At 54.8% G+C, this 21,549-nt stretch carries 19 protein-coding genes; 7 read left to right on the top strand and 12 right to left on the bottom strand.

Features of this window, described 5'->3' with window-relative positions; all coding sequences use genetic code 11:
* Positions 1-38 precede the first annotated feature (38 nt).
* Entirely contained in the window at positions 39-260 is a 222-nt protein-coding gene (gene thiS / locus NDQ72_19675; GenBank protein ID WKD28229.1) for a sulfur carrier protein ThiS, read from the bottom strand.
* 203 nt (positions 261-463) lie between these two features.
* Between thiS and NDQ72_19670 the strand changes: the two genes are divergently transcribed.
* The gene (locus tag NDQ72_19670) at positions 464-841 is read left to right on the top strand and encodes a DUF423 domain-containing protein (GenBank protein ID WKD28228.1); all 378 of its coding nucleotides are present in this window, start codon (positions 464-466) and stop codon (positions 839-841) included.
* An 8-nt stretch (positions 842-849) separates the two neighbouring features.
* On the opposite strand, the gene NDQ72_19665 is transcribed toward NDQ72_19670, so the two are convergent.
* Both NDQ72_19665 and NDQ72_19660 read right to left on the bottom strand, forming a co-directional pair.
* A complete protein-coding gene (locus tag NDQ72_19665) occupies positions 850-1,272 on the bottom strand; it encodes a PaaI family thioesterase (protein WKD28227.1) in 423 nt (140 codons plus the stop codon).
* A gap of 67 nt (positions 1,273-1,339) precedes the next feature.
* Positions 1,340-3,514 carry a malate synthase G gene (locus NDQ72_19660; protein WKD28226.1) on the bottom strand — a complete coding sequence of 725 codons (2,175 nt, stop codon included), beginning with the start codon at positions 3,512-3,514 and terminating at the stop codon, positions 1,340-1,342.
* Positions 3,515-3,720: 206 nt separating this feature from the next.
* Between NDQ72_19660 and NDQ72_19655 the strand changes: the two genes are divergently transcribed.
* Positions 3,721-4,701, top strand: coding sequence for an alpha/beta hydrolase (locus NDQ72_19655; protein WKD28225.1), 981 nt, complete (start codon positions 3,721-3,723; stop codon positions 4,699-4,701).
* A 74-nt stretch (positions 4,702-4,775) separates the two neighbouring features.
* On the opposite strand, the gene NDQ72_19650 is transcribed toward NDQ72_19655, so the two are convergent.
* Together NDQ72_19650 and NDQ72_19645 are read right to left on the bottom strand one after the other, a co-directional pair.
* Entirely contained in the window at positions 4,776-6,059 is a 1,284-nt protein-coding gene (locus tag NDQ72_19650) for an esterase-like activity of phytase family protein (GenBank protein ID WKD28224.1), read from the bottom strand.
* Positions 6,052-7,044 carry an IS30 family transposase gene (locus tag NDQ72_19645; protein WKD28223.1) on the bottom strand — a complete coding sequence of 331 codons (993 nt, stop codon included), beginning with the start codon at positions 7,042-7,044 and terminating at the stop codon, positions 6,052-6,054. Before NDQ72_19645 ends, NDQ72_19650 begins: the two co-directional genes overlap by 8 nt.
* A gap of 364 nt (positions 7,045-7,408) precedes the next feature.
* Between NDQ72_19645 and NDQ72_19640 the strand changes: the two genes are divergently transcribed.
* Positions 7,409-7,987 (top strand): NAD(P)H-dependent oxidoreductase, encoded by a 579-nt coding sequence (locus NDQ72_19640; GenBank protein WKD28222.1) that lies wholly within the window; start codon positions 7,409-7,411, stop codon positions 7,985-7,987.
* On the opposite strand, the gene NDQ72_19635 is transcribed toward NDQ72_19640, so the two are convergent.
* The 6 genes from NDQ72_19635 to NDQ72_19610 form a co-directional block, all read right to left on the bottom strand.
* Complete coding sequence (locus NDQ72_19635; protein WKD28221.1) at positions 7,984-9,492, bottom strand: YifB family Mg chelatase-like AAA ATPase; 1,509 nt, start codon at positions 9,490-9,492, stop codon at positions 7,984-7,986. The genes NDQ72_19640 and NDQ72_19635 overlap by 4 nt on opposite strands.
* 86 nt (positions 9,493-9,578) lie before the next feature.
* Positions 9,579-10,484 carry an ABC transporter substrate-binding protein gene (locus NDQ72_19630; protein ID WKD28220.1) on the bottom strand — a complete coding sequence of 302 codons (906 nt, stop codon included), beginning with the start codon at positions 10,482-10,484 and terminating at the stop codon, positions 9,579-9,581.
* Positions 10,485-10,653: 169 nt separating this feature from the next.
* Positions 10,654-12,780, bottom strand: a complete 2,127-nt coding sequence (locus tag NDQ72_19625) for a TonB-dependent siderophore receptor (GenBank protein WKD28219.1) — start codon at positions 12,778-12,780, stop codon at positions 10,654-10,656.
* Between the two features lie 172 nt (positions 12,781-12,952).
* Positions 12,953-13,921, bottom strand: a complete 969-nt coding sequence (locus NDQ72_19620) for an AraC family transcriptional regulator (GenBank protein ID WKD28218.1) — start codon at positions 13,919-13,921, stop codon at positions 12,953-12,955.
* A gap of 49 nt (positions 13,922-13,970) precedes the next feature.
* Positions 13,971-16,106: a TonB-dependent receptor gene (locus NDQ72_19615; GenBank protein ID WKD28217.1), complete on the bottom strand. Its 2,136-nt coding sequence runs from the start codon at positions 16,104-16,106 to the stop codon at positions 13,971-13,973.
* A gap of 199 nt (positions 16,107-16,305) precedes the next feature.
* A complete protein-coding gene (locus tag NDQ72_19610) occupies positions 16,306-16,647 on the bottom strand; it encodes an accessory factor UbiK family protein (protein ID WKD28216.1) in 342 nt (113 codons plus the stop codon).
* Between the two features lie 347 nt (positions 16,648-16,994).
* Here NDQ72_19610 and NDQ72_19605 point away from each other — a divergent pair, with 347 nt between their 5' ends.
* From NDQ72_19605 to NDQ72_19590, 4 genes are all read left to right on the top strand, one after another.
* A complete protein-coding gene (locus NDQ72_19605; protein ID WKD28215.1) occupies positions 16,995-17,333 on the top strand; it encodes a P-II family nitrogen regulator in 339 nt (112 codons plus the stop codon).
* Between the two features lie 45 nt (positions 17,334-17,378).
* A complete protein-coding gene (locus NDQ72_19600) occupies positions 17,379-18,626 on the top strand; it encodes an ammonium transporter (protein ID WKD28214.1) in 1,248 nt (415 codons plus the stop codon).
* A gap of 203 nt (positions 18,627-18,829) precedes the next feature.
* The gene (glnK, locus tag NDQ72_19595) at positions 18,830-19,168 is read left to right on the top strand and encodes a P-II family nitrogen regulator (protein WKD28213.1); all 339 of its coding nucleotides are present in this window, start codon (positions 18,830-18,832) and stop codon (positions 19,166-19,168) included.
* A 214-nt stretch (positions 19,169-19,382) separates the two neighbouring features.
* Positions 19,383-20,560 (top strand): IS3 family transposase gene (locus tag NDQ72_19590; GenBank protein ID WKD28212.1). Its coding sequence is split into 2 segments (ribosomal slippage): positions 19,383-19,674 and positions 19,674-20,560, totalling 1,179 coding nucleotides; the frame shifts between segments, so codons are not numbered across the junction.
* A gap of 58 nt (positions 20,561-20,618) precedes the next feature.
* Here the strand turns inward: NDQ72_19590 and NDQ72_19585 are convergent.
* A complete protein-coding gene (locus NDQ72_19585) occupies positions 20,619-21,395 on the bottom strand; it encodes a ferredoxin--NADP reductase (protein WKD28211.1) in 777 nt (258 codons plus the stop codon).
* Between the last annotated feature and the right edge of the window lie 154 nt (positions 21,396-21,549).

Below are 21,549 nucleotides of genomic sequence, written 5' to 3'. Positions count from 1 at the left end.
GCGGTTCCTTTTGAAAGCAAAAACGGTGATGGGCTACGCTAGCCGCCGCCGATGGCGTGAACGACTTCTATCTGGTCGCCATTGGCTAAATGCGTTTGAGCAAGCTGGCTTTTGGGCACGATCTGTTCGTTAATTTCCACAGCGATACGGCGCCCGGTCAGGCCTAATTGCTCAATTAGATCAGCGGCGCTAAGGCCAGCTGCCAGCGTATGCGATTCGCCATTGAGCGTCAGTTGTATCGACTCATTAGGAGTAGGCATAACGGTAAGTGTCCCATTCGGTGAGGCAAAACATTGTCTATTGTAGCGGTTTCGCACCGCTCAAGGTATGTGACAACGACAATCATCTCGGTGAAATATCGAGTGCGTATGTCGAGTATTTATCCCAGGTAGTTATCTTACGTACTTATCTCAAGAGCTTATCTCAAGTACTTGTAACGAGTATTTATAAACAGGAGTAATCCATGCAGCGAGCAGACAAACCCTGGTGGTGCCTAGTCGCACTCTCTGGAGCACTAATGGTGATACTCGGGGCCTATGCGGCTCACGGATTGGCATCGCGTACCAGTGCTGCCATGGTCGACATCGTTGAAACTGGCGTGCGTTATCAAGCGTGGCATACGTTGGCCATGTTAGCGGTGCTGGCTTGGCGCAGCCAGTGCCCTCAGCCAGGGCAGCGCATCGTGTTAGCGCTATGGGCGTTGGGTATTACCGCCTTTTCGGGCTCGCTTTACCTAATGGCCCTGGTAGGGCTAAGCGTTGGTATTGTAACGCCCATCGGTGGTTTGCTGCTGATGGCAGGCTGGTTAGGAGTAGCCGTCACTGCGCTGCTCAGCCGTTAGCGTGGTGGTTAGCCAGTTGGGCTGTCTGGCAGCGCATAGCTGGCGGTAATATGCGCAACTGGCTTAGTGTCATCGCTGGCAGAGAAAATCTGCACTTCGCCTACCGCTAAACGGCGGCCTAGCTTGATGAGTTTGGCGTGAGCAACAATATCGTGCTCGCCGGAAGCGGCGCGTAAGAAATGGCAGTTCAAGTCACTGGTGACCGCCATGGCTTCGGGGCCTATTTGCGCCAAAATGGCCACATACAACGCCACATCGGCAAAGCCCATCATGGTCGGACCAGACACCCTGGGGCCAGGGCGAAGGTGTTGCTCACCGATGGTTAATCGCAGGGTGGCACTCATCGCACCAACGCTTTCAATTCTGCCCATCCGCTGGGGAAACACCTCATCAAGAAAGTGCTCAATCTGCTCGGCAGTCATTACGGTCATTATTATTGTCCTTTATAAAAAAGCCCCGAGGCATGCGCCTCGAGGCTGATGATACCGCAAAGCGCGTTTACTTCGCCTTATGTACCTGACGCCACGCGTGAAGTAGCGGTTCGGTGTAGCCAGAAGGCTGTACGCGGCCTTTGAACACCAAGTCAGAGGCTGCTTTAAAGGCAGTTGAGCCTTCGAAGTCAGCGCTCATGGCCGTGTAGGTGGGGTCGCCAGCGTTCTGCTTATCAACCACTTTAGCCATACGCTTAAGCGTTTCTTCCACCCGCGGCGCATCGACAATGCCGTGGTGCAGCCAGTTGGCGATATGTTGGCTGGAAATACGCAGCGTAGCGCGGTCTTCCATTAGGCCAACGTTATGAATGTCCGGCACTTTTGAGCAGCCCACGCCATGTTCAACCCAGCGTACTACGTAGCCCAGAATGCCCTGACAGTTGTTATCCAACTCTTGTTGAATCTCCTCATCCGACCAGTTGGCGTTTTCGGCTACTGGCACGGTGAGCAGGTCATCTAAAAAGTCGGGTTCGCCTTGGGCTTCCAGTTCACGCTGTACGTCCGCTACGTTGACTTGGTGGTAGTGAAGCGCATGTAGCGTAGCCGCTGTTGGAGAAGGCACCCATGCCGTGTTAGCACCCGCTTTCGGGTGGCCAATTTTTTGCTCTAGCATGCTATGCATCAGATCAGGCATCGCCCACATGCCTTTACCGATTTGAGCACGACCACGCAGGCCACAGGCTAAGCCTACCTGCACGTTGTTCTTCTCGTAGGCGGTGATCCACGCAGCGCTCTTCATATCGCCTTTGCGAACCATCGGGCCTGCTTCCATGGCGGTGTGCATTTCGTCACCGGTGCGGTCAAGGAAACCGGTGTTGATGAACACAACCCGAGAAGCCGCTTCAGCAATACACGCCTTCAAGTTGACGGTGGTGCGGCGCTCTTCATCCATGATGCCCATTTTCAGGGTGTCACGGTTCATGCCCAGGATGTCTTCAACGCGACCAAACAGTTCGTTGGCGAACGCCACTTCTTTTGGTCCGTGCATTTTCGGCTTCACGATATACACTGAGCCAGCGCGGGAGTTACGCGGCTGATCGGCGTCTTTCTTCAGGTCGTGCAGTGACAGCAGCGAGGTCACTACCGCGTCCAGAATACCTTCCGGCAGTTCGTTGCCATTTTCGTCCAGAACAGCAGGCGTGGTCATCAGATGGCCAACGTTGCGCACGAACATCAGTGAACGACCTGGCAGGGTCACGGTGCTGCCATCAGTGGTTTGCCAAGTACGATCGGCGTGCAGCGTCCGCTTGAAGGTTTTGCCGCCTTTGTCGATGCTCTCTTCCAGGTCGCCCTTCATCAGGCCAAGCCAGTTGCTGTAAACACCGACTTTATCTTCAGAGTCGACAGCAGCAACGGAGTCTTCACAATCCATAATCGCGGTCAGTGCCGCTTCCACCACCACGTCTTTCACGTGAGCGGGGTCGGTTTTACCGATCGGGTGGCTGTCGTCGATCTGGATTTCCAGGTGCAGGCCGTTGTTGGTGAGCAGGATGGCTTCAGGCGCGGATGCATCGCCGTTAAAGCCGATCAGCTTGCCGGAATCTTTTAGGCCGGTTTCACGACCGCCTTCCAGGCTAACGACCAAGTGGCCATCACGAATAGCGTATTTCACCGCATCGCGGTGAGAGCCGGTGGCCAGTGGGGCAGCACGATCAAGCACACCACGGGCATAAGCGATAACTTTTTGGCCACGCTTCGGGTTGAAACTGGTGCCTTTTTCAGCGCCATCTTGTTCTGAAATCGCATCGGTGCCGTATAGAGCATCGTACAAGCTGCCCCAGCGGGCGTTAGCGGCATTCAACGCATAGCGGGCGTTGCTCACAGGCACCACCAACTGCGGGCCTGCTTGAACAGCCACTTCGCGATCGACATTGGCCGTGGTGGTTTTAACGCTGTTTGGCGCATCCACTAGGTAGCCCGCTTCTTTCAAGAAGCTGCGGTAAGCTGGCATATCGCTAACCGGGCCCGGATTTTCACGGTGCCAGACATCCAGTTTTTCTTGGAGCGTGTCGCGCTCTTCAAGCAGTTGGCGATTTTTCGGTGTCAAATCATGGAACAGGGCGTCAACGCCAGCCCAAAAGGTGTTTTCATCGACACCAGTGCCCGGTAAAGCCTGCTCATTGATGAAGCGGTCCAGGTCTGCTGACACCTGTAAACGGTGACGCGTGATACGCTCGCTCATGGGGTTCTCCTGTAAAGGTGCCCGTGGGATATTATCGTGCCACGGTCAGGGTAAATGTATATTTGTGGAAAATACTTCCACAACTGCGCGGGCATGTAAACAGTCGATGCCGTAAAGCAGCAAAATGCTCGACCAAATGATGAGAGCGGTAGTGGTCTCCGCTATCATTCAGCCAATGGATAGGTGGCGTTCACGGAGAGACGTTAATGCATAATTTCCAACACCTGGAAGGCTTGTTTAGGCAAGCAGCAGGCGAGTCATCGCTCTCTCAGCTTAGGCCGGGCGACACGCTAACGGACGCTGTGCATGACTATTTTCGCCACTACGGTTTAGAAACGCTACTAAACGATACCAGCGAAGTGCACGCGGGATTTATTGATACTGGACGCTTTGCCCTTTGGTGCCAAGTATGGAGCCCGCCTGTTCCTACGGGCACCGCGTTTGTGATTCATGGTTACTTTGACCATTTAGGCCTTTACCGCCATTTGCTCGGCTGCCTGCTGGCCAAAGGGTGGCGAGTGGTGTTGTGGGACCTTCCTGGTCACGGTCTTTCCAGCGGCCCACGCGCCGACATAGAAGATTTTGACGACTATCAGCACTGTCTTGCGCATTTACAGGCGACATTGCAACGCCAAGGCATGGCCCCTACGCCGTGGCTAGGTGTTGGGCAGAGTACGGGGGCGGCCATCTTGGCGACCGACGCGCTCACTCGCCGTGAAATGGCAGGCTGGGCAGGTATTGTGCTGCTAGCGCCATTGGTACGCCCCTGGCGCTGGAGTCAGTCTAGCTGGCTGCACCTGATTGCCAGCCCTTTTTTAAAGGAGCTACCACGTAAGTATCGCCCCAACTCCACGGATGAGCAGTTTACGGCGTTCCTACGCGACCAAGACCCGCTTCAGCCCGAACGGTTAAGCGTTTCGTGGATAACTGCCATGCGACGTTGGATGCCGCGCTTGCTAGCGTTGGCACCTAATCCGCTGCCGACGCTTATTTTGCAGGGTGAGCAAGACCTTACCGTCGATTGGGAGTGGAACTTAGCGGTGTTGGAGGAGAAGTTTCCCAATGCTGAGATCTACCGCCACCCAGAAGCGCGACACCACTTAGTTAACGAGGCCGACCCCATTCGTGAAGTGTTGTTTGAAGCTCTGGATGGCTTCGTAGATAACGTTGTTGAGCGTGGGCAATAACGTAAATATTGCAAGCCCAGGGGGCAACCCGAGGCTAGGGCGCTAGCGCGCGCCCTGCCTCACGCCTACTTTCGCTACTGAGCGTTCAGGAAGTCCTCCACATTGAGCAGTATCAGCTCATTATCATCAGCGCGTCCTTGCTGACGGCCAATCGAGAAAGGGTAGTTATTGTCATTGGCGACCACGATAGTGCTCTCATCAACACGGTCGACGTTCTCAATGGTCACAAAGGGAAAGTTAAAGGTGCCGTTGATCGTGCCGCGGGGTGCAATGCCATCTGGGTCCTGGATGTTCATCAGGTCTATATAGGCGATTTTATCAAGCACTCCCTGCTCGTCTGTACGGTCGAGGTCGATGAGATAGATACGTTTGAACTCAGCGGGGTTGTCTGCCCACGCTTCTCGCGGGTCGCCCTGGCGACTATCACGTTCGATAATCAGGCCACGAGTTCCGCCAATAAGATTGAAATCGCCAATCGCATGATCCGCTGACTCCAAGGGGTAATAGCGGGTTGTGTCGCCCCATTCTCCGGTTTCAGTATCGAGCTCGAACATTCTTAACACGGCGGTGCCGTCAATCGTTTCTGGGGCGTTGGCGCTGCTGTCCCAGATCGGTTTTTCTAGCAAGGGATAGAGCGTTGTTTGGTCTTCGGAGAGCGCCATGCCTTCATAACCGCCGGAGCGAAATACCACCACCTCATCTGCGAGAGATGCACCAGGGTTCGGGGTGAGGGCAAAAGCATTGTCAGGTGAGCGCATCAGCGTTCCACTAGGGTTAGTGGCCAGCACTTGCAGCACTTCGCCCTGATGATCGACCTGGAGAATCCAGGGGCCGAACTCATCGCCAATCCAGTAGTTATCGCCCACTGGCTGTATCGATTCAATATCGAAATCAGCGCCGGTTAGAAAGCGACCAGGCGTGGCTTCATTCATAATCGGGAAGGGCACCTTGCGGTTTGGGTCCGATAGTTGAACGGTCTCCTCAATGATGACACGCCCGGTGTCCCAGTCAGTCTTTATAATGTTAAACATCAGAATGACGTCAGAGGAGTTGGCTTTGGAACCAAAGCCGTTATCGGTTAATACCAAGAAACGGTCATCGCCCAGTGAGCGAATACCTGAAAACCCCTGTAATGGCTGGCTAGGGAAAGGGAGCGCTAAGCCGGTGGCCTGCATGTTGGTATATAGCTGCTCAGCCCGGCCCTCTGGGCCAGTAAAACGGCCTGAGACGTTGTAGTGCTCAGCGGCGCCTGAAGGAGCCGCCACAAAGGTGCTGCCGGGTAGCTGGGCATGGCCGGACAATGTGGCGCTAAAATCCTGCTGGGCGTGCGCGGCACTGGTAAACCTGAATTCAAGCAATAAGTGCAGCACCTGCTGTGTCCAGGGCTCCTGAGTACTCCCCCAGAAACACCTGTGCCGGTGTCCGGTAACCGAGTCGCTTTCGAGGGCGGTCGTTTAGTTTCTCGACCACCTTGCGCAGCTCGGCATCGGTGACCTGGCGGAAGTCTGTTCCCTTGGGGAAGTACTGCCGTATCAAGCCATTGGTATTCTCGTTGCTCCCACGCTGGCCAGAGCAGTAGGGATCGCAAAAGTAGGTCTTTGCGGTCACCGCCTTGCCTACGGCTATGTGGCCGGCGAACTCCGAGCCGTTGTCTAGGGTGATGGTCTTCACAGCACCCCGGCGAGGCTTCAACAGCCGGATCATGGCCGCTTGCGTCAGCTCCGCTGAGACCCTGGGCAACCTCGCCGCCAGCAGATAGCCGCTACGGCGCTCTACCAGCGTCACCAGCCCCGATTGCTTATGCCCCTGAATGACGGTGTCGCCTTCCCAGTGCCCGATGACGAGCCTGGCATCGACCTCTGCCGGGCGATGCTCAATGCCCACGCGGCTGGGGATCTTGCCAAGCCCAGCGCTCTTGGCCTGAGCCCGATGCTTGCTGCGACGCTTCGGTTGGCGGAGGTGCCGCCATAGATCGCCACCTTGCGCTCTGTCATCCCAGATCAAGGAGTAGATCCACTGGTGACTGACGCCTATGCCGGCCAACGGTGCCATGAAGCCGCTGATCTGCTCCGGACTCCACTCCTCTCGCAGCCGGTCGGCAACGGCGGTGATCAGGCTGGGCAAGCGCTTCGTCCACTTCCAGGCGGTGCGGCGGCGGTGATCACTGAGGGACTGGGCCTGCTCGGGGTCGTAGCCACCAGAAGTGGCGTTACGACGCAGCTCACGGCTGACCGTGCTGCTGTGGATTCCTAGCTCTCTGCCGATTTGACGCTGGCTCACGCCCAAGTCATAGCGGGCGTGGATCTGGTATCGTTGGGTCTGGGTCAGCTGTCGGTATCCCATGCTCTGCTTCACTTTGGTCGGTGAGCCGAGAAGGGTACCGGCGCTGACCCTCCTGCCTCCACCGTGGTGTCCAAAGTGCTGCGGTTATTCTATGAATCCAGGAAATACAAAGGCGAATAGAGCAGTTGCTAGTAACGGCTTGGTCATCACGGTTTCACTATTTAGGAAGAGAAAGTAGAGCAGCTTCAGAATTTGCTAATTTTCACCCGTAATAGTGATAGTTGAATGACAGAGTGCAGACGTTTTAATGGCGGCAAGCTTGCATATCGAGCTTAGCCGCTAATCAGCCAAAAACGCCTTGCTCAAAAGGCACAAATGCTAAATGGTGAGGCTTTCAAAGACATTCTTCTAAAGAGGAAGTGGTATGGCATCAGTAGCAAAAGTTCTCGTCTTAGCGGGCAGTGCCCGTGAAGGCTCGCTTAACAAACAGCTCGCGAAGCTTGCCGCCAAGCGTATTGAGGCCTTGGGTGGAAAGGCGACCTTTATCGATTTAAAAGACTACCCTTGCCCGCTGTTCGATGAAGACATTGAAGCCCAGGGCATGCCTGATAATGTACTGAAACTGCGCGACATACTGGCAGAGCACCAAGCGCTATTGATCGCCTCGCCGGAGTACAACGGTTTTATTACGCCGCTGCTGAAAAACACGTTAGATTGGCTCTCCAGGCCTTACAACGATACGCCAGGACTCAAGTTATTTGCCGGTAAGTGGGCTGCGCTGGTGGCGGCGTCACCAGGTGGGCTGGGCGGTATTCGAGCATTGCCCCTTGGACAGCAGTTGTTGGCCAATCTGAGTTTGACCGTACTGCCGCAGCCACTATCATTGCCGAAGGCAGGCAGTGCGTTTAACGAGTCAGGCGCGCTCAAGGATGAAGCGACGGGTGGAAAGCTCGACGCCTTATGCCAACGACTTGTCGATGTAATGGCCAATCACCATCGCTAGGCACCTTTCAACAGCCTATCCAACTGCCGGTAGCCGATAGCCTCGATAAAGTGTGGCTGGGTGGGCTTGGGTTCGCCTTGCAGATCGGCCAGGGTAAGCGCGACCCGCAGAACGCGGTGGTAAGCGCGGGCAGAGAGCTTGAGCTTTTCCAGCACGCCTGCCAACCAAGCGCGCTCTTCATCGTTCAGCGCGCAGGCGGCTTCTAAGGCTTTGCCGCTTAGCTGGCTGTTGAGTGCGCCTCGCGCCATCTGGCGCTCTCGGGCGGCCATCACCCGCTTGCGCACGGCGCTGGAAGGTTCGCCTTGAGTTTGGGCGGTGAGCTGCTCGGGCGGCAGGGCGGGCACTTCCACTTGCAGGTCAATGCGGTCTAGCAGCGGGCCAGAAAGCCGTGCCTGATAGCGCTGAATCTGGCTGGAACTGCACTGGCAGCGCTGACGCGGATCGCCCAAGTGGCCACAGGGGCAGGGGTTCATGGCGGCAACGAGTTGAAACTGCGCCGGATAACGACGTTCATGGCTGGCGCGTGAGAGGTGAATTTCCCCCGTTTCCAGTGGCTGCCTTAACACTTCTAAGACGTTGCGGGAAAACTCCGGCAGCTCGTCTAAAAACAGCACGCCGTGGTGAGCAAGCGAGATTTCCCCAGGTTTGGGTTTTGAGCCTCCCCCCACTAACGCGGCGGCGCTGGCGCTGTGGTGGGGCTGGCGAAAGGGTCGCTGGCCCCAGTCTGCTTCAAGCGGTAGCCCACAGACCGAACGTACAGCGGCCACTTGCAGCGCATCGTCTTCGCAAAGCGGCGGCAAAATGCCTGGTAAGCGGCTAGCGAGCATGGTTTTTCCGGTGCCAGGAGGCCCTGCTAGCAGCAAGTTATGGCCACCCGCGGCCGCCACTTCTAGTGCGCGGCGTGCCTGCTGCTGGCCGCGAACGTCGGCTAAGTCGGCAATGGGGGCCGTGGATCTCACCGAGGCAGACAGTTGGTGGGGCGGTATTTTCTCTTGTCCCAGCAAGTGAGCAACGACCTGCCATAGGGTGTCGGCAGGTAAAACCGATAAGTCGCCCGCTAACGCAGCTTCGTCGGCACAGGCGCGGGGAATAATCAGTGCTTTGTTGACGCGTCGTGTGGCGAGAGCAAAGGGTAATACGCCGGGTACGGCACGTAGTTTGCCATCCAATGCCAGTTCGCCTGCGCACTCCATGCCTTCTAGCGCATCTACTGGAATCTGGCCAGAGGCGGCCAGAATGCCGAGTGCAATCGGCAAATCAAAGCGGCCGCCCTCTTTAGGTAGGTCGGCAGGGGCAAGGTTGAGGGTAATGCGCTTGGTGTTGGGAAAATCAAACCCGGCATTGATGAGCGCGCTGCGCACCCGCTCGCGGCTCTCTTTGACGGCGGTTTCCGGCAGACCCACCAGCGTTAGCCCCGGCAAGCCGTTGGCTAGATGTACCTCGACATGCACGGCGGGGGCTTCCAGTCCAACCCCTGCGCGCGTGGCCACAATGGCTAGTGTCATGGCGCTCCCTCGCTAGTTTTTTATTCCTAACGTAACCCTACGTTAATCGGAACGTTTAAAAATAGCGTGCACCTGGAAAAGTAATTTTAGTTAACGGTTGGCTCGGTTACTTGAGCTGGGCTGTCTGCCGATAGTGCAGCAAACAATTCCCTCGCGAAACGCTGAGCGGAGGGCAGTGCGCCGAAGCTCCATACCGGCGGCAGGCGAACTATCCTGTCATGCCTGACGCTGGGGAGTTGCTGCCACAGGCCGCTGTTTGCGAGCTGCTCTTCGGCTCCGATGGGCAGTGGGTCGATGATCACCAGCGTTGCTTCTGGGTAGCGCGCCAGCGTTTCAATCCCCGCTAGTGCAAACCCCCAGGAGTTGGTGGGTTGATCCCAGGCATTGGGGAGATCGAGCTGCTCCAGCACGGCGTTGTATAAGCTGTTTTCCCCAAACACCCGCACGTGGCGGGCATCCATAAACTGTACCATCAGCAGCGGCGCAATTTCTGACTGAGAGAGGAAGCGGGATTCGCGCAGCGTGGTCATCAATATTTGGGTCTCTTCAATCAGCTGCTCGGCCTGGGGCTGGTGCTCGGTTAACTCGCCCAGCTGGCGGGTTAGTTTTTGCATCTCCTGCCAGGTATTGGTGCCGGGGGAGTAGAGCGAGAACAAAGTGACTGGCGCGATTTTCTCCAAGCGTGGCGTTAAACCTGCAAACATGGGCGAAATAAGCGTCTGTTCCGGAGGCACTTGGGCCAGCAGTTCTAAATTAGGCTGGGTGCGTAGTCCCATATCGGCGGCACTGTCGGGTATCTGTGGCTCGCCCACCCACTGGTGATAATCGCTCTGTTGAGCAACGCTGCTAACCGGCGCATCAATGGCCAGTAGTGTTTCAGCGATGGTCCAGTCGACGGTTGCCCACTGCGCCTGGGCAGTAGAAACGCTCAGCATACAAACGGCCAATAGCCCGCAGCGCGAGAGCAAAGAGAACAGGTTAGTGTGGCGCATGGTGGTGAGTGGCTATCCAGAAAATAAGAACTGTATTTAAACGATAATATTTATTGTTTGCAAACTTGTGTTCAAGGAAAAATGCCCAGGCACAGTGGCCTGGGCAGGTGGGGCTACAATAACTAATGACGCTTAGATAAGTGCTTGGAACGTTACTTAGTACAAGCGTTTAGAAGCGATAGTGAACGCTGGCGGTCACACCGCGCTCGGCGCCGAAGTAGCAGTACTCCAGCGAGTTGCAGGAGGCTACGTACTCCTTATCCAGCAGGTTGTTCACATTGAGGCGCGTTTCCACTCCTTCAACGCCTAGTTGGCTTAGATCGTAGCCAATGGTGGCATCCACCAGGGTGTAGTCAGGGACGGTTTCAGTGTTGGCTCGATCAGCGGCAATATCCGCATAGTGGCGTACGCCAACACCGACATCCACGCCGTTTAGCCAGCCCTTATTGGCCTCAAAGTGGCCCCACAGCTGTACTTGGTGGCGTGGGGAGTAAATTGCGTTGTTACCTTGGTTGCCATCATCGCTTTTGGCGTAGGTGATGTCGGTGAAGCTATAGCCTGCCTGAACCGAAAGGGTATCCGTTAGCTGGGTTTGTGCTTCCAGCTCCAGTCCTTGGGACTCAATTTCACCCACCGCGCGATAAGGATCGGACGGCTGCACCTTGGTCGCGACGTTCTCTTGGCTGATATGGAACAGCGCCGCGCTGAATTGGCTGGCGCTGCCGTTAGGCTGGAACTTTAGGCCGGCCTCCCACTGTTCGCCTTCCATTGGTTGAAGCAGGTCGCCACTTTCATCCACAAAACTAGTGGGGGTGAAGGCAGTGGAGTAACTCAGGTAGGGCGCTACGCCGTTATCAAACAGGTAGACCACACCGGCGCGGCCGCTGAACTGGGTATCGCTAAGTGAGCTGGTGTCACCGCTATCGCGGTTGGTATTGTCGATGTTTACCCAGTCGTAGCGGCCGCCTAGGGTGAAGCGCCAGTTATCGACGGCGATTTGATCCTGTAGATAAACACCGGTTTGATCAATCTCGTGGCGTTCACGGGTAGGTGCGTAAAATTCAATCGGCCCGCTGCCATAGACAGGATTAAAGGCATTGATGGGATGGAAATACCCAGAAGGCCATGAGACGTCATTTTCCCGCTGCTGGTAATCAACCCCGACAAGCAGTGTGTGATCCATAAAGCCGCTGCTGACGGTGGCTTCAAGCTGATTGTCGATAGTCCAAGCTTCTAGAGATTCATCGCTGCCAGAATAGTAGCGGGTTAATTCGTCAGAGGTGGGTGACGTCCAGCCATAGCCATAGACTTGGTTAAGCACCACATCGGAATTGAGATAACGCAGTAGCTGGCGGCCCGTTACGTCGTCATTAAAGCGATGTTCCAGGGTATAGCCAGCCATGCGCTGAGTACGCTCGTAGGCGTTGTAGTCGGCTTCGCCATCAAAGAAGTTGTTACTGATCTTCTTGCCGTTTCTGGGTACTACCGCTCCTTCATAGGGCACGCCGGAGTGGTAGCCGCCTTCGGGTTCATCCTGTAGATAGGCCTCAACCGTTAAGCTGGTGTCGTCGGTGATATCCCAGGTTAGCCGCGGTGCAATGGCATAGCGCTCCTCTTCGGCGGGGCCGAACTGGGTGTCGGCGGTGCTGGCAATGCCGGTCAGGCGAAACGCTACTCGCTGCTCTGCGCCAATCGGACCAGTGAGGTCAAAGGCGGCACTGCGCTGGTTATTATTGCCTACCCGAAAACGTAGCTCACCGCCTTGTTCAAATTCAGGGCGCTTACTGTTTAGCGCCACCACGCCGCCGGGTGAGGCACGGCCATAGAGCACCGAGGCAGGCCCGCGTACTACTTCAATGCTATCTAAAAACCACGGATCGATGCGCATCGTGCTATGGGAGTTGGCATCGCCCATCACTTTAAGGCCATCTAAGAAAGTGTTGCTCAAGCTGCCGTCAGAAAAGCCCCGTAGTACTAGGTAGTCGAAGCGGTTGGAGGCACCCACCTGGTTGCTGTAAACACCAGGCGTGTAATCGGTGGCGCGCTGAACGGTGTCTACCCCACGGTGATCCATTTGTTCACGGGTAATGGTAGAAACGCTTTGCGGCGTTTCAATAAAAGGGGTGGTGACTTTAGTGGCCGCCTGCTGGGCGGTTACCGTCACAGTGCCTAGCGCTGTACTTGCCAGAGTACTTTCCTGCGTACTTGCCTGAGCGTGAACCGATGGTGCCGCGAGCGCCGCGATAACAGCGGCACTGAGTGGAGAGCGTAACAAACGGCGAGGCATAAAAGACATGGGGGTGTACCTGCAATGAGAAGCAATTAACCAATGTGTTAATGAGAATTATTGCGTTTAATTGCTTTGAAAAGGTATGCGCTATGACAAAGAGGTTATGCGCGCTGCCAAAAAATGCAGAGCAGGGGAACTTACGGCAAGCAGTAGTGGGTAGTACGTTATGGACAGTACGTTAGCGACACTTGAAGGCCTCATGCGGCGTGACACCAAAGGCCCGCTTATATGCCGTAGCAAAGTTGCTGGCGTGGCGGTAGCCGCAGGCGTGGGCAGTTTGCTGCACGCTATAACCTTTGCGTAAGTACGTCTGAGCTTGGGTCAGGCGACAACGCCGTAGGTAGTCGAATATCGAGCAGCCGTAACAGCGCTGGAATTTGGTGCGTAGGCTACTAGGGCTCATGGCGGCATTTCGGGCCAACTGCTCCAGCCGGTAATGCTGGTTGGGATAATGTTCGAGCTGCTGGCGCAAGCGCTCCAGACGTTGGTGATCGCGATGAGAAAGGTCCGGAGGGGGGCCATCTTGTGTGTTTTTGTCGCCGGTTTCCAGGCAAGCGGCAGGCAGGCCATGAGCGAGCAACTGGAACGCGAGGCCTTGCCATAATAGGCACTGCCGTTCTGCTGGCCAGTTCGACGTCAGTGCTGTTTCTAGGCTGTGGCGAAGGAGCGGCGGTACTTGCCAAGTGTGTAGCACTGGGGTGGCTGGAGGGGCAACGTTGATAGGCGAGGAAGAAAGAGACTCGAGGCCATCTAGAATCGACACATTGAGAGTGCGTAAACGTTGTGGTGCCGGCTGGAAGACCTCAAGCCCGGTCTGCTGATTGAAGTGCGCACTGAAGGCGTCGCCAGCCTGTAATTGAAATGACTGGTGGCCGAGCCCCACGTGAATGCAGCCCTCAAGTATCACACTGAGAAACCACGGAGCGGTACGGCGGGAGGTAGAGGCATAAGCGTGCAGGACGTCAAGATCCGAGTGCGTTACGCGTAGGGTAGGGGTGATCTCGAAATCCATCACACGCCCGCGAGCCACGTAAGGCGATGGGGAGTGGTCAGGCGCTTCGGGAAAGCGGTAATCGATCCCGAAGCGCTGACCAAGAGCCAGCAGGTCATGGGTGGTGAGTGGCGCGAGTGTGTCGAGTGTCGCCATTCCCATTACCTCGCTTTTGAGCGGCTGCCTGCGAGTAGCGGGGCGGTGCTTAATACGCCATCGACCAGTTCAGGGTGTAGGTGCGTCCGCGCCCTTGATAGTCGTAGAGGTATTCTGGTCCGTAGTAGGGCGAATAGAACATAGCGGCCCGCTGGCCCCAGACGGTGGAGTACTGATCGTCGAGTAGGTTCTGTATGCCCAGACTCACGGTGCCAAAATCGGTCTCCTGGCTGAGCGATAGATCGAGGGTCGTGTTGCCGTCGATCTCACGATCCGCGTCGTCTTTCAGGTCGAAAGTATGGCTGGCTTGCAAACGCGCCGAACGCACGTAGTCGGTCCAGCCGATAAAGGCCGTGGAAGAGGAGAGCGAAGCATAGCGGGCGTCACGCTTCTCCCACTCCCCTTGGTCATTCTCCTGCTCGGAACGCACCAAGTGTAGGGTACCGCCGACTTCCAGGCCATTGTCGAAGTAACGGGTTACCGCGCTCTCTAGGCCAAAGTCGCGCTTCTTTTCATCCACTACGCTGACGCTCAGATCCTGGGCGTTCTCTACCGCCTTGTCCGACCAAGCGTAGTAGAGTGCCGTTTGAGCCATCCAGTTGCCCCCCTGGTAGCGCCAGCCTAGCTCCACTTGATCTGTCTCGATGGCAGATAGAGGGTTGCTATCGACACTCACCTCGGGGCTCTTGCCGTAGTATTTGGCCGGGTCTGGCAGCTCGAAGCCCTGGCTAAACTGCAGCCAGTTCTGGTGACCGTTGCCGTAATCGTAGAGGGCGCTGGCATTCAATAGCGTGGCTTCGTAATCGTTCTGACCGCCGGGAATACCCTTGAAATCACCCACTTCGACATCCATATGCTGCTGCCGCAACCCTGCGGAGAGCTTAAGCGCCTCGGTAGCTTGCCAGTCACCTTGAACGAAGCCGGAAAGCCCGTCCACTTGATAGCCTGGATAGCGGGGCTCAACGCCCGAAGCCTGCTGCACCAGCCCTCCGGTAGTATCTGATACATCGGTATCGAACAGCATCTGGCTGGCATCGAATTTTTCGCGATCCAGGTCGAGCCCATAGGTCAATGAGATGTCATCACCCAGGCGCGACTCAAACAGCGCTTTAATACCGCTTAAGTCAGTATTTTGTTGCGATGCACGAAACTGCAGGCCATCCGAGACAGGGTAAGGAAAGGCCTGGAAGCTGGATTCCTCTTCTCGGTGGAAGGCCTGTAGATAGAAGTTTTGCCCCCACAGATTAGCGTGGTGATAGTTGACATTGACCAGCTTGCGGTCGGTTTCCGGATCGCGCTGTGAACGGTAGCCGTCGCGAATCTCGGCATCGTTCAAGTTGGGCGTGGCAGCGTCGAGGTTGGGAAAGTAAACCCCCCGGTTACCTTCGTAGCCGGAACGATACAGCTGGGCGCCCAGTTCCAGGCTCTGTTCGTCGGTTAAACGGAACGAGAGGTTGCCCAATACATCAATGCTGCGATTGTCCTGAAGGTCGGTCTGGGCAATATCGGGAAAGATCTCTTGGCCGCCGCCATCGTAGTGACGGCCGTTGTCCACAATGGAGGTGCCCAGGTAGCCCTGAACCCGCTCATTGCCGCCGCTGATTGATTGCGACAGACGTCGATCCATATCATCGCTGTTGTTGAAGCCTGTAGTAATGCCAGCTTCGGTGCGCCAGTTCAGGCCTTCTTCGCCTTTGCGCGTAATGATATTGATCAAGCCTCCCGTAGCACCGCCGCCATACAGGCTGCTGGCGCCGGAAAGCACTTCTACACGCTCAATATTGAAGGGATCGATGGCATCGAACTGACGGGAAAGCCCACGCGAACTGTTCAGAGATACGCCATCGATAAGCACCTGTACGCCCCGGCCACGCATGTTTTGCCCATAATTGGTGCGCCCTTGCGGTGCCAGATCCAGTCCTGGCACAAGCTGACCCAATGCCGTCTTTAGGTCTGCACCATTGCGGGTCTGCTGTTGCAGCATCTCTTTGTCAATCACCCATACCGCGCCAGGTATCTGACTGATCTGGGTCGGAGTGCGGGAGCCGACCACCACCAGGGTATCTTCAGCGTTTGCGTTTAGCGTGGATCCAGACGTTGTGTTTTGGGCGAAAACAGCGCCGGAAAAGCCTAGTAATAGACCCGTGCCAATGAGTGTAGCCGTTGAAGAAGACCAGTCAGACATGGTGAACAATCCGCGAGCAGTTAGGGAATAAGAGGCGGAGAGTATCACCACAACAGTCAAAGTCAATGATATTGATTCGTGTTTATTGATTCGTGTTTGTTGATTGGGCAGGACGCTCATTACGTCATCAGCATCAACCTATTAAGCCACCCTGTAGTCGGCAATAGGCGTCGTCAACCTATTGCCGTCCGTTGTGGATTTAGGCGGGCTTGCTATCCTCTGAACCATCGCTGCTCGGTTCTGGCGTGGGGGCGGGTGGTGCTTCTGCTTCGATGGGGGATGGGGGCGTTGAGGTAGAGGCTTCCACGGCGGCCTCAAGGCTGGCCACTTGGCGCTCTAAGGCTTCAACGCGTGAGCGGGTGCGCTGCAATACATCCATCAAAATATCAAAGTCTTCCCGTGACACCAGCTCCAGCCTGTCAAAGGCACCGCGTACTACTTGCTGTACGCCTTTTTGAATATCTTCAGGGGCTTGGGACGCGTTCTGTAAACGATCCCCAATTTGCTGGGCTAAACGGCTAATGCGATCTTGAGGCGCCATCGCTCTCTCCTTAAATGACCACGCATAAATGTTCACTGCTTATTAATAAGGATACGCAACCCGCTGCCGATACGCATGCATCGTTTGCAAATTAGCCTCTGGTCTCTCTTTATCGTCGCAGTGCATCTAAATGAAGCGCCGCGTTTTTATTAATGTTCTTTTATGGTGCAAGCAGACGGTGGCGGCTGCTGCTAAGTCTTCCTTGCCACCGAATAATCTTGGTTTTTACAAAACAAACTGCTGACTTATAAGAAAAAAAAGTTGGGTGGCACGGTATGCGCATTAACGAGGTAAGCAGTTAATTCGGGCGGCGCTGCCGCTACCTAATCCAGCAGGGGAGATCCGGGATGAAACTCATCACCGCTATCATCAAGCCATTCAAACTTGACGACGTTCGTGAAGCGCTCGCTGACAACGGCGTTCAGGGCATCACGGTGACTGAAGTTAAAGGCTTCGGTCGTCAAAAGGGGCATACCGAGCTGTATCGGGGGGCAGAGTACGTCGTCGACTTTCTACCCAAGGTAAAAGTTGAAGTAGCCGTGGACGACACCCGGTTAGAGAGCGTATTGGAAGCGATCTGTAGCGCAGCTAACAGCGGCAAGATCGGTGACGGCAAGGTGTTTGTGACACCGCTTGAAGACGTTATTCGGATTCGGACAGGCGAACGCGGTGCAGACGCCGTTTGAAGCTGTTTTTTCGGATCATTTCTATAGTTCAACGGGGAACTTAAAATGAATGAGTTGACTGATCTGAGCTACGCGCTCGACACGTTTTACTTCCTAATTTGCGGCGTGCTCGTTATGTGGATGGCCGCTGGCTTCTCAATGCTTGAAGCTGGTTTGGTACGTTCAAAAAACACCGCCGAGATTCTGACCAAAAATATCGCGCTATTCGCGATTGCCTGCACCATGTACTTGCTGGTGGGTTACTACATTATGTATTCCAGCAGCGCGGGTGGCTTCCTACCCAACCTTGGTTTCTTGATTGGCGCTGAAAACAGCGTGGATGCAGTGACCGCAGGCGGTGATGATGCGCCTTACTACTCAATGCGCTCTGACTTTTTCTTCCAGGTAGTGTTTGTGGCCACTGCCATGTCGATTGTGTCTGGTGCGGTTGCTGAGCGCATGAAGCTGTGGGCTTTCCTGGCCTTCGCGGTGGTGATGACAGCCTTTATTTATCCGGTGTCTGGCTACTGGACGTGGGGCGGCGGCTGGTTGTCTGAAGTCGGTTATTCCGATTACGCGGGTTCCGGCATTGTTCACTTAGCAGGTGCCGCGGCTGCCTTAGCGGGTGTATTGGTGCTTGGCCCACGTAAAGGTAAATACGGTAAAGATGGCTCTATCCACGCGATTCCAGGCGCCAATATGCCGCTGGCCACACTGGGTACCTTTATCCTTTGGATGGGTTGGTTCGGCTTCAACGGCGGCTCTGAACTGAAAATGTCTGACATCAGCTCTGCCAACAACGTTGCTCAGGTGTTTGTTAACACCAATGCGGCCGCTGCCGGTGGCGTGCTTGCCGCACTGATTCTTGCCAAGCTGTGGTTCCGTAAAGCGGACCTTACCATGGCGCTTAACGGTGCATTGGCTGGTCTTGTCGCGATTACTGCGGATCCTCTGTCACCCTCTGCGCTAGGCGCTGCGGTGATTGGGGCGGTGGGTGGCTTGATCGTTGTCGCTGCGATCGTCACGCTGGACAAGCTGAAGCTTGATGATCCGGTCGGCGCGATCTCAGTACACGGTGTGGTGGGTATCTGGGGCGTGCTGGCGGTTCCGCTGACCAATGGCGACGCTTCTTTCGGCGCACAGCTGATCGGTATCGTTGGTATCTTTGGCTGGGTATTCGTTGCGAGCCTGGTGGTGTGGTTGGTGCTGAAAGCGATCATGGGTATCCGAGTTAGCGAAGAAGAAGAGTATGAAGGCGTCGATATTGCCGAGTGCGGTCTTGAAGCCTATCCCGAATTTAGCGTTAAGAAATAAGCTTACGCTAATAAAGTGAGCTGGCGTGCTCTTTTGGCCTCCCCTAGCGGGAGGCCTTTTTGCCTTAGTGCATTGTTACAATCCATTGGCGCTGATTTTTTATTCTCTGCCTGTAGCGGTGTATGCTTAACGCTAACGGGCTTGGCTAACAGCAGTGTCCCGCCAACCTTTAATAAAAGGCCACCAAGCTAGAGGATGTCGCAATGAAATTGATCTCAGCCATTATCAAGCCGTTTAAGCTTGATGACGTACGCGAATCGCTCTCTGATATCGGCGTGCAGGGCATTACGGTAACGGAAGTGAAAGGCTTTGGCCGTCAGAAAGGTCACACCGAGTTGTATCGTGGTGCAGAGTACGTGGTGGATTTTCTGCCCAAAGTAAAGCTAGAAGTTGCGGTAGATGACGATATGGCGGAACAGGTTATTGAGGCCATTACGCAGGTTGCCAACACAGGCAAAATCGGCGATGGCAAAATCTTTGTCATGCCGCTGGAACAGGTGATCCGTATTCGTACCGGTGAAACCGGTAAAGACGCGGTTTAGGCTTGTTAACTGTGAATGGTGAGTGGTGAATGGTAAGTAAAAAGCAGTAAATTGTTGAACTGTAGGTAGTAGGCAGCACAAAGCCCCTGTGGATCATCTCCAGCAGGGGCTTTGTATTAGTGATGTAGCCATTAAAGCGACTAGAGTTTTTCTACTCACTACTCACTTGGAATGCCCCTGAAAAAGTAGACACCTTTTTCAGAGAGAAGGTGTTATGAAATATAAGCGTAGCCCCAGGTATTCCGATGAGTTTAAACGTGAAGCCGTGCAAACGTCACTCTCTTCACCGCAGACGCAGACAACGCTTGCTGCCAAACTATGTATACATCCAAATACATTAAGTCGTTGGCGCAAGGAGTTGACCATGGATCACACATCGTCTGACAAGAAAATTGCCAATGATGGCCCTGAAAAAAGCGTTCAGGAGCTTGAAAATGAAATCAAGAGATTAAAAAAGCAGCTAAGAAGATCCCAGCTGGAGACTGAAATTTTAAAAAAGGCGGACGAGTACTTTATCAAGCACGGCAAGTAAAATTTGCTTTTATTGAGATCCATCGCCAGTTGCGGTGGCCGCTCTCAATAACTTGTGAAGTACTCGGTGTCTCTCGCTCAGGTTACTACCGATGGAAAGGTCGCCAACGGTGTCCTGGAAAAATGCAAAAGCGCCATCAAAGCATCACGTCTTTTTTGCTAGAGCGTGCCAAGAAAATGAACAGTGTGCCCGGTTATCGGAAGCTATGGATTGAAGCTCAAGATGAAGGGTACCGCTGCGGGAAGAATCAGGTTCAACGCCTCCTTCAAGAAGCAGGCTATCGTTCCTGTACCGCCTTGAAACCCGGGTATCGGCGCGCTGTGTCGACATTACCCGTTTTGCCTAACTTACTGAATCGGCGATTTTCAGTTGGCGAGCCGAACAAGGTTTGGGTCTCGGATATTACCCAGATTCGCTGTAAGGAAGGATGGCTCTATCTGGTGGCGGTCATGGACCTTGGTACCCGTCAAATCGTTGGTTATGCGCAGGGGGCAGTCAACAGTTCACAGCTGGTGTTAAACGCGCTGGAGTCAGCCTGGAAGCATTCTCAGCCGGTCGGAAAGGAATTGCTTTTTCATTCTGACCAAGGCACACAGTATCGCAGCGAAGAGGTGATGGCGTGGCTTAACGGCCGTGAGGTCACAATAAGCATGTCTCGCCGAGGAAATTGTTGGGATAATGCCTGTGCAGAAAGCTTTTTTGCCTTGCTCAAGAAGGAATGGACAAAGCCGCTAGGCACTATAGAACGAAGCGATATGGGCGATGAGGTCCGATACTATATTGATGAGTTCTATCCAAAAATGAGAAGGCACATGGCGCTAGGAGGTCTCACTCCCAGCGCCTATGCTGCGAACAGTTAAGCCCAAGTGTCTACAAAAATGGGGGCATACCAACTCCTCACTCCTCACTACTCACTACTCACTTCTCAACAAAGGCACGCTCAATCACGTAATCACCCGGCTCGCCCATTCGCGGGGAAATATTCAGGCCCAATTCGTCTAGCAGTGCGCTAGTGTCGTCGAGCATGGCGGGGCTGCCGCAAATCATCGCGCGGTCTTGGCGCGGATCAATCGGCGGAAGACCGGTATCTTCAAACAGCTTGCCGTTGCGAATGTGATCGGTCAGGCGTCCCATGGTGTGGAATTCTTCACGGGTAACCGTGGGGTAGTACACCAGTTTCTCGGCAATCTCTTCGCCTAAATATTCGTGAGCAGGCAGCTCTTTGGTAATAAAGTCGGCATAGGCAAGTTCAGATACTTCGCGCACGCCATGTATCAGCACCACTTTTTCAAAGCGCTCGTATACTTCAGGGTCTTGGATCAGGCTCATAAACGGTGCAAGGCCTGTTCCGGTGGAAAGCATGTAAAGGTTGCGGCCGGGAAGCAGGTCATCGCATACCAGCGTGCCCGTAGGCTTGCGGCTGACCATAAGTTGGTCGCCAACTTGAAGGTGCTGCAAGCGCGAGGTGAGCGGGCCATCGGGTACTTTGATGCTGAAAAATTCTAGATGGTCTTCGTAGTTGGGGCTGGCGATGGAGTAAGCACGCATCAGCGGTTTGCCGTTCACTTCCAGGCCAATCATCACAAACTGACCATTTTTGAAGCGTAGGCTACGCTCGCGAGTGGTGCGGAAGCTGAACAGGGTGTCGTTCCAGTGGTGAACGCTGAGGACTTCTTCCAGGGCAAACTTGCTCATGCTAACTCCTCCAATGGGCAGAGTGGCCTAAGCCTCGTCTGCCATATTCTAAAAAAGCATAAAAAATGGCTAAATATGTTGCTGCTAATTCTAAATAAAGAGAGATATATCTGTTAAGCAAATTATACTGATAACACTTATCTAAAAAATAGAT

The sequence above is a fragment of the Halomonas sp. KG2 genome, assembly GCA_030440445.1.
Classification (GTDB): domain Bacteria; phylum Pseudomonadota; class Gammaproteobacteria; order Pseudomonadales; family Halomonadaceae; genus Vreelandella.
This window is presented reverse-complemented; position numbering and strand designations above follow the sequence as displayed.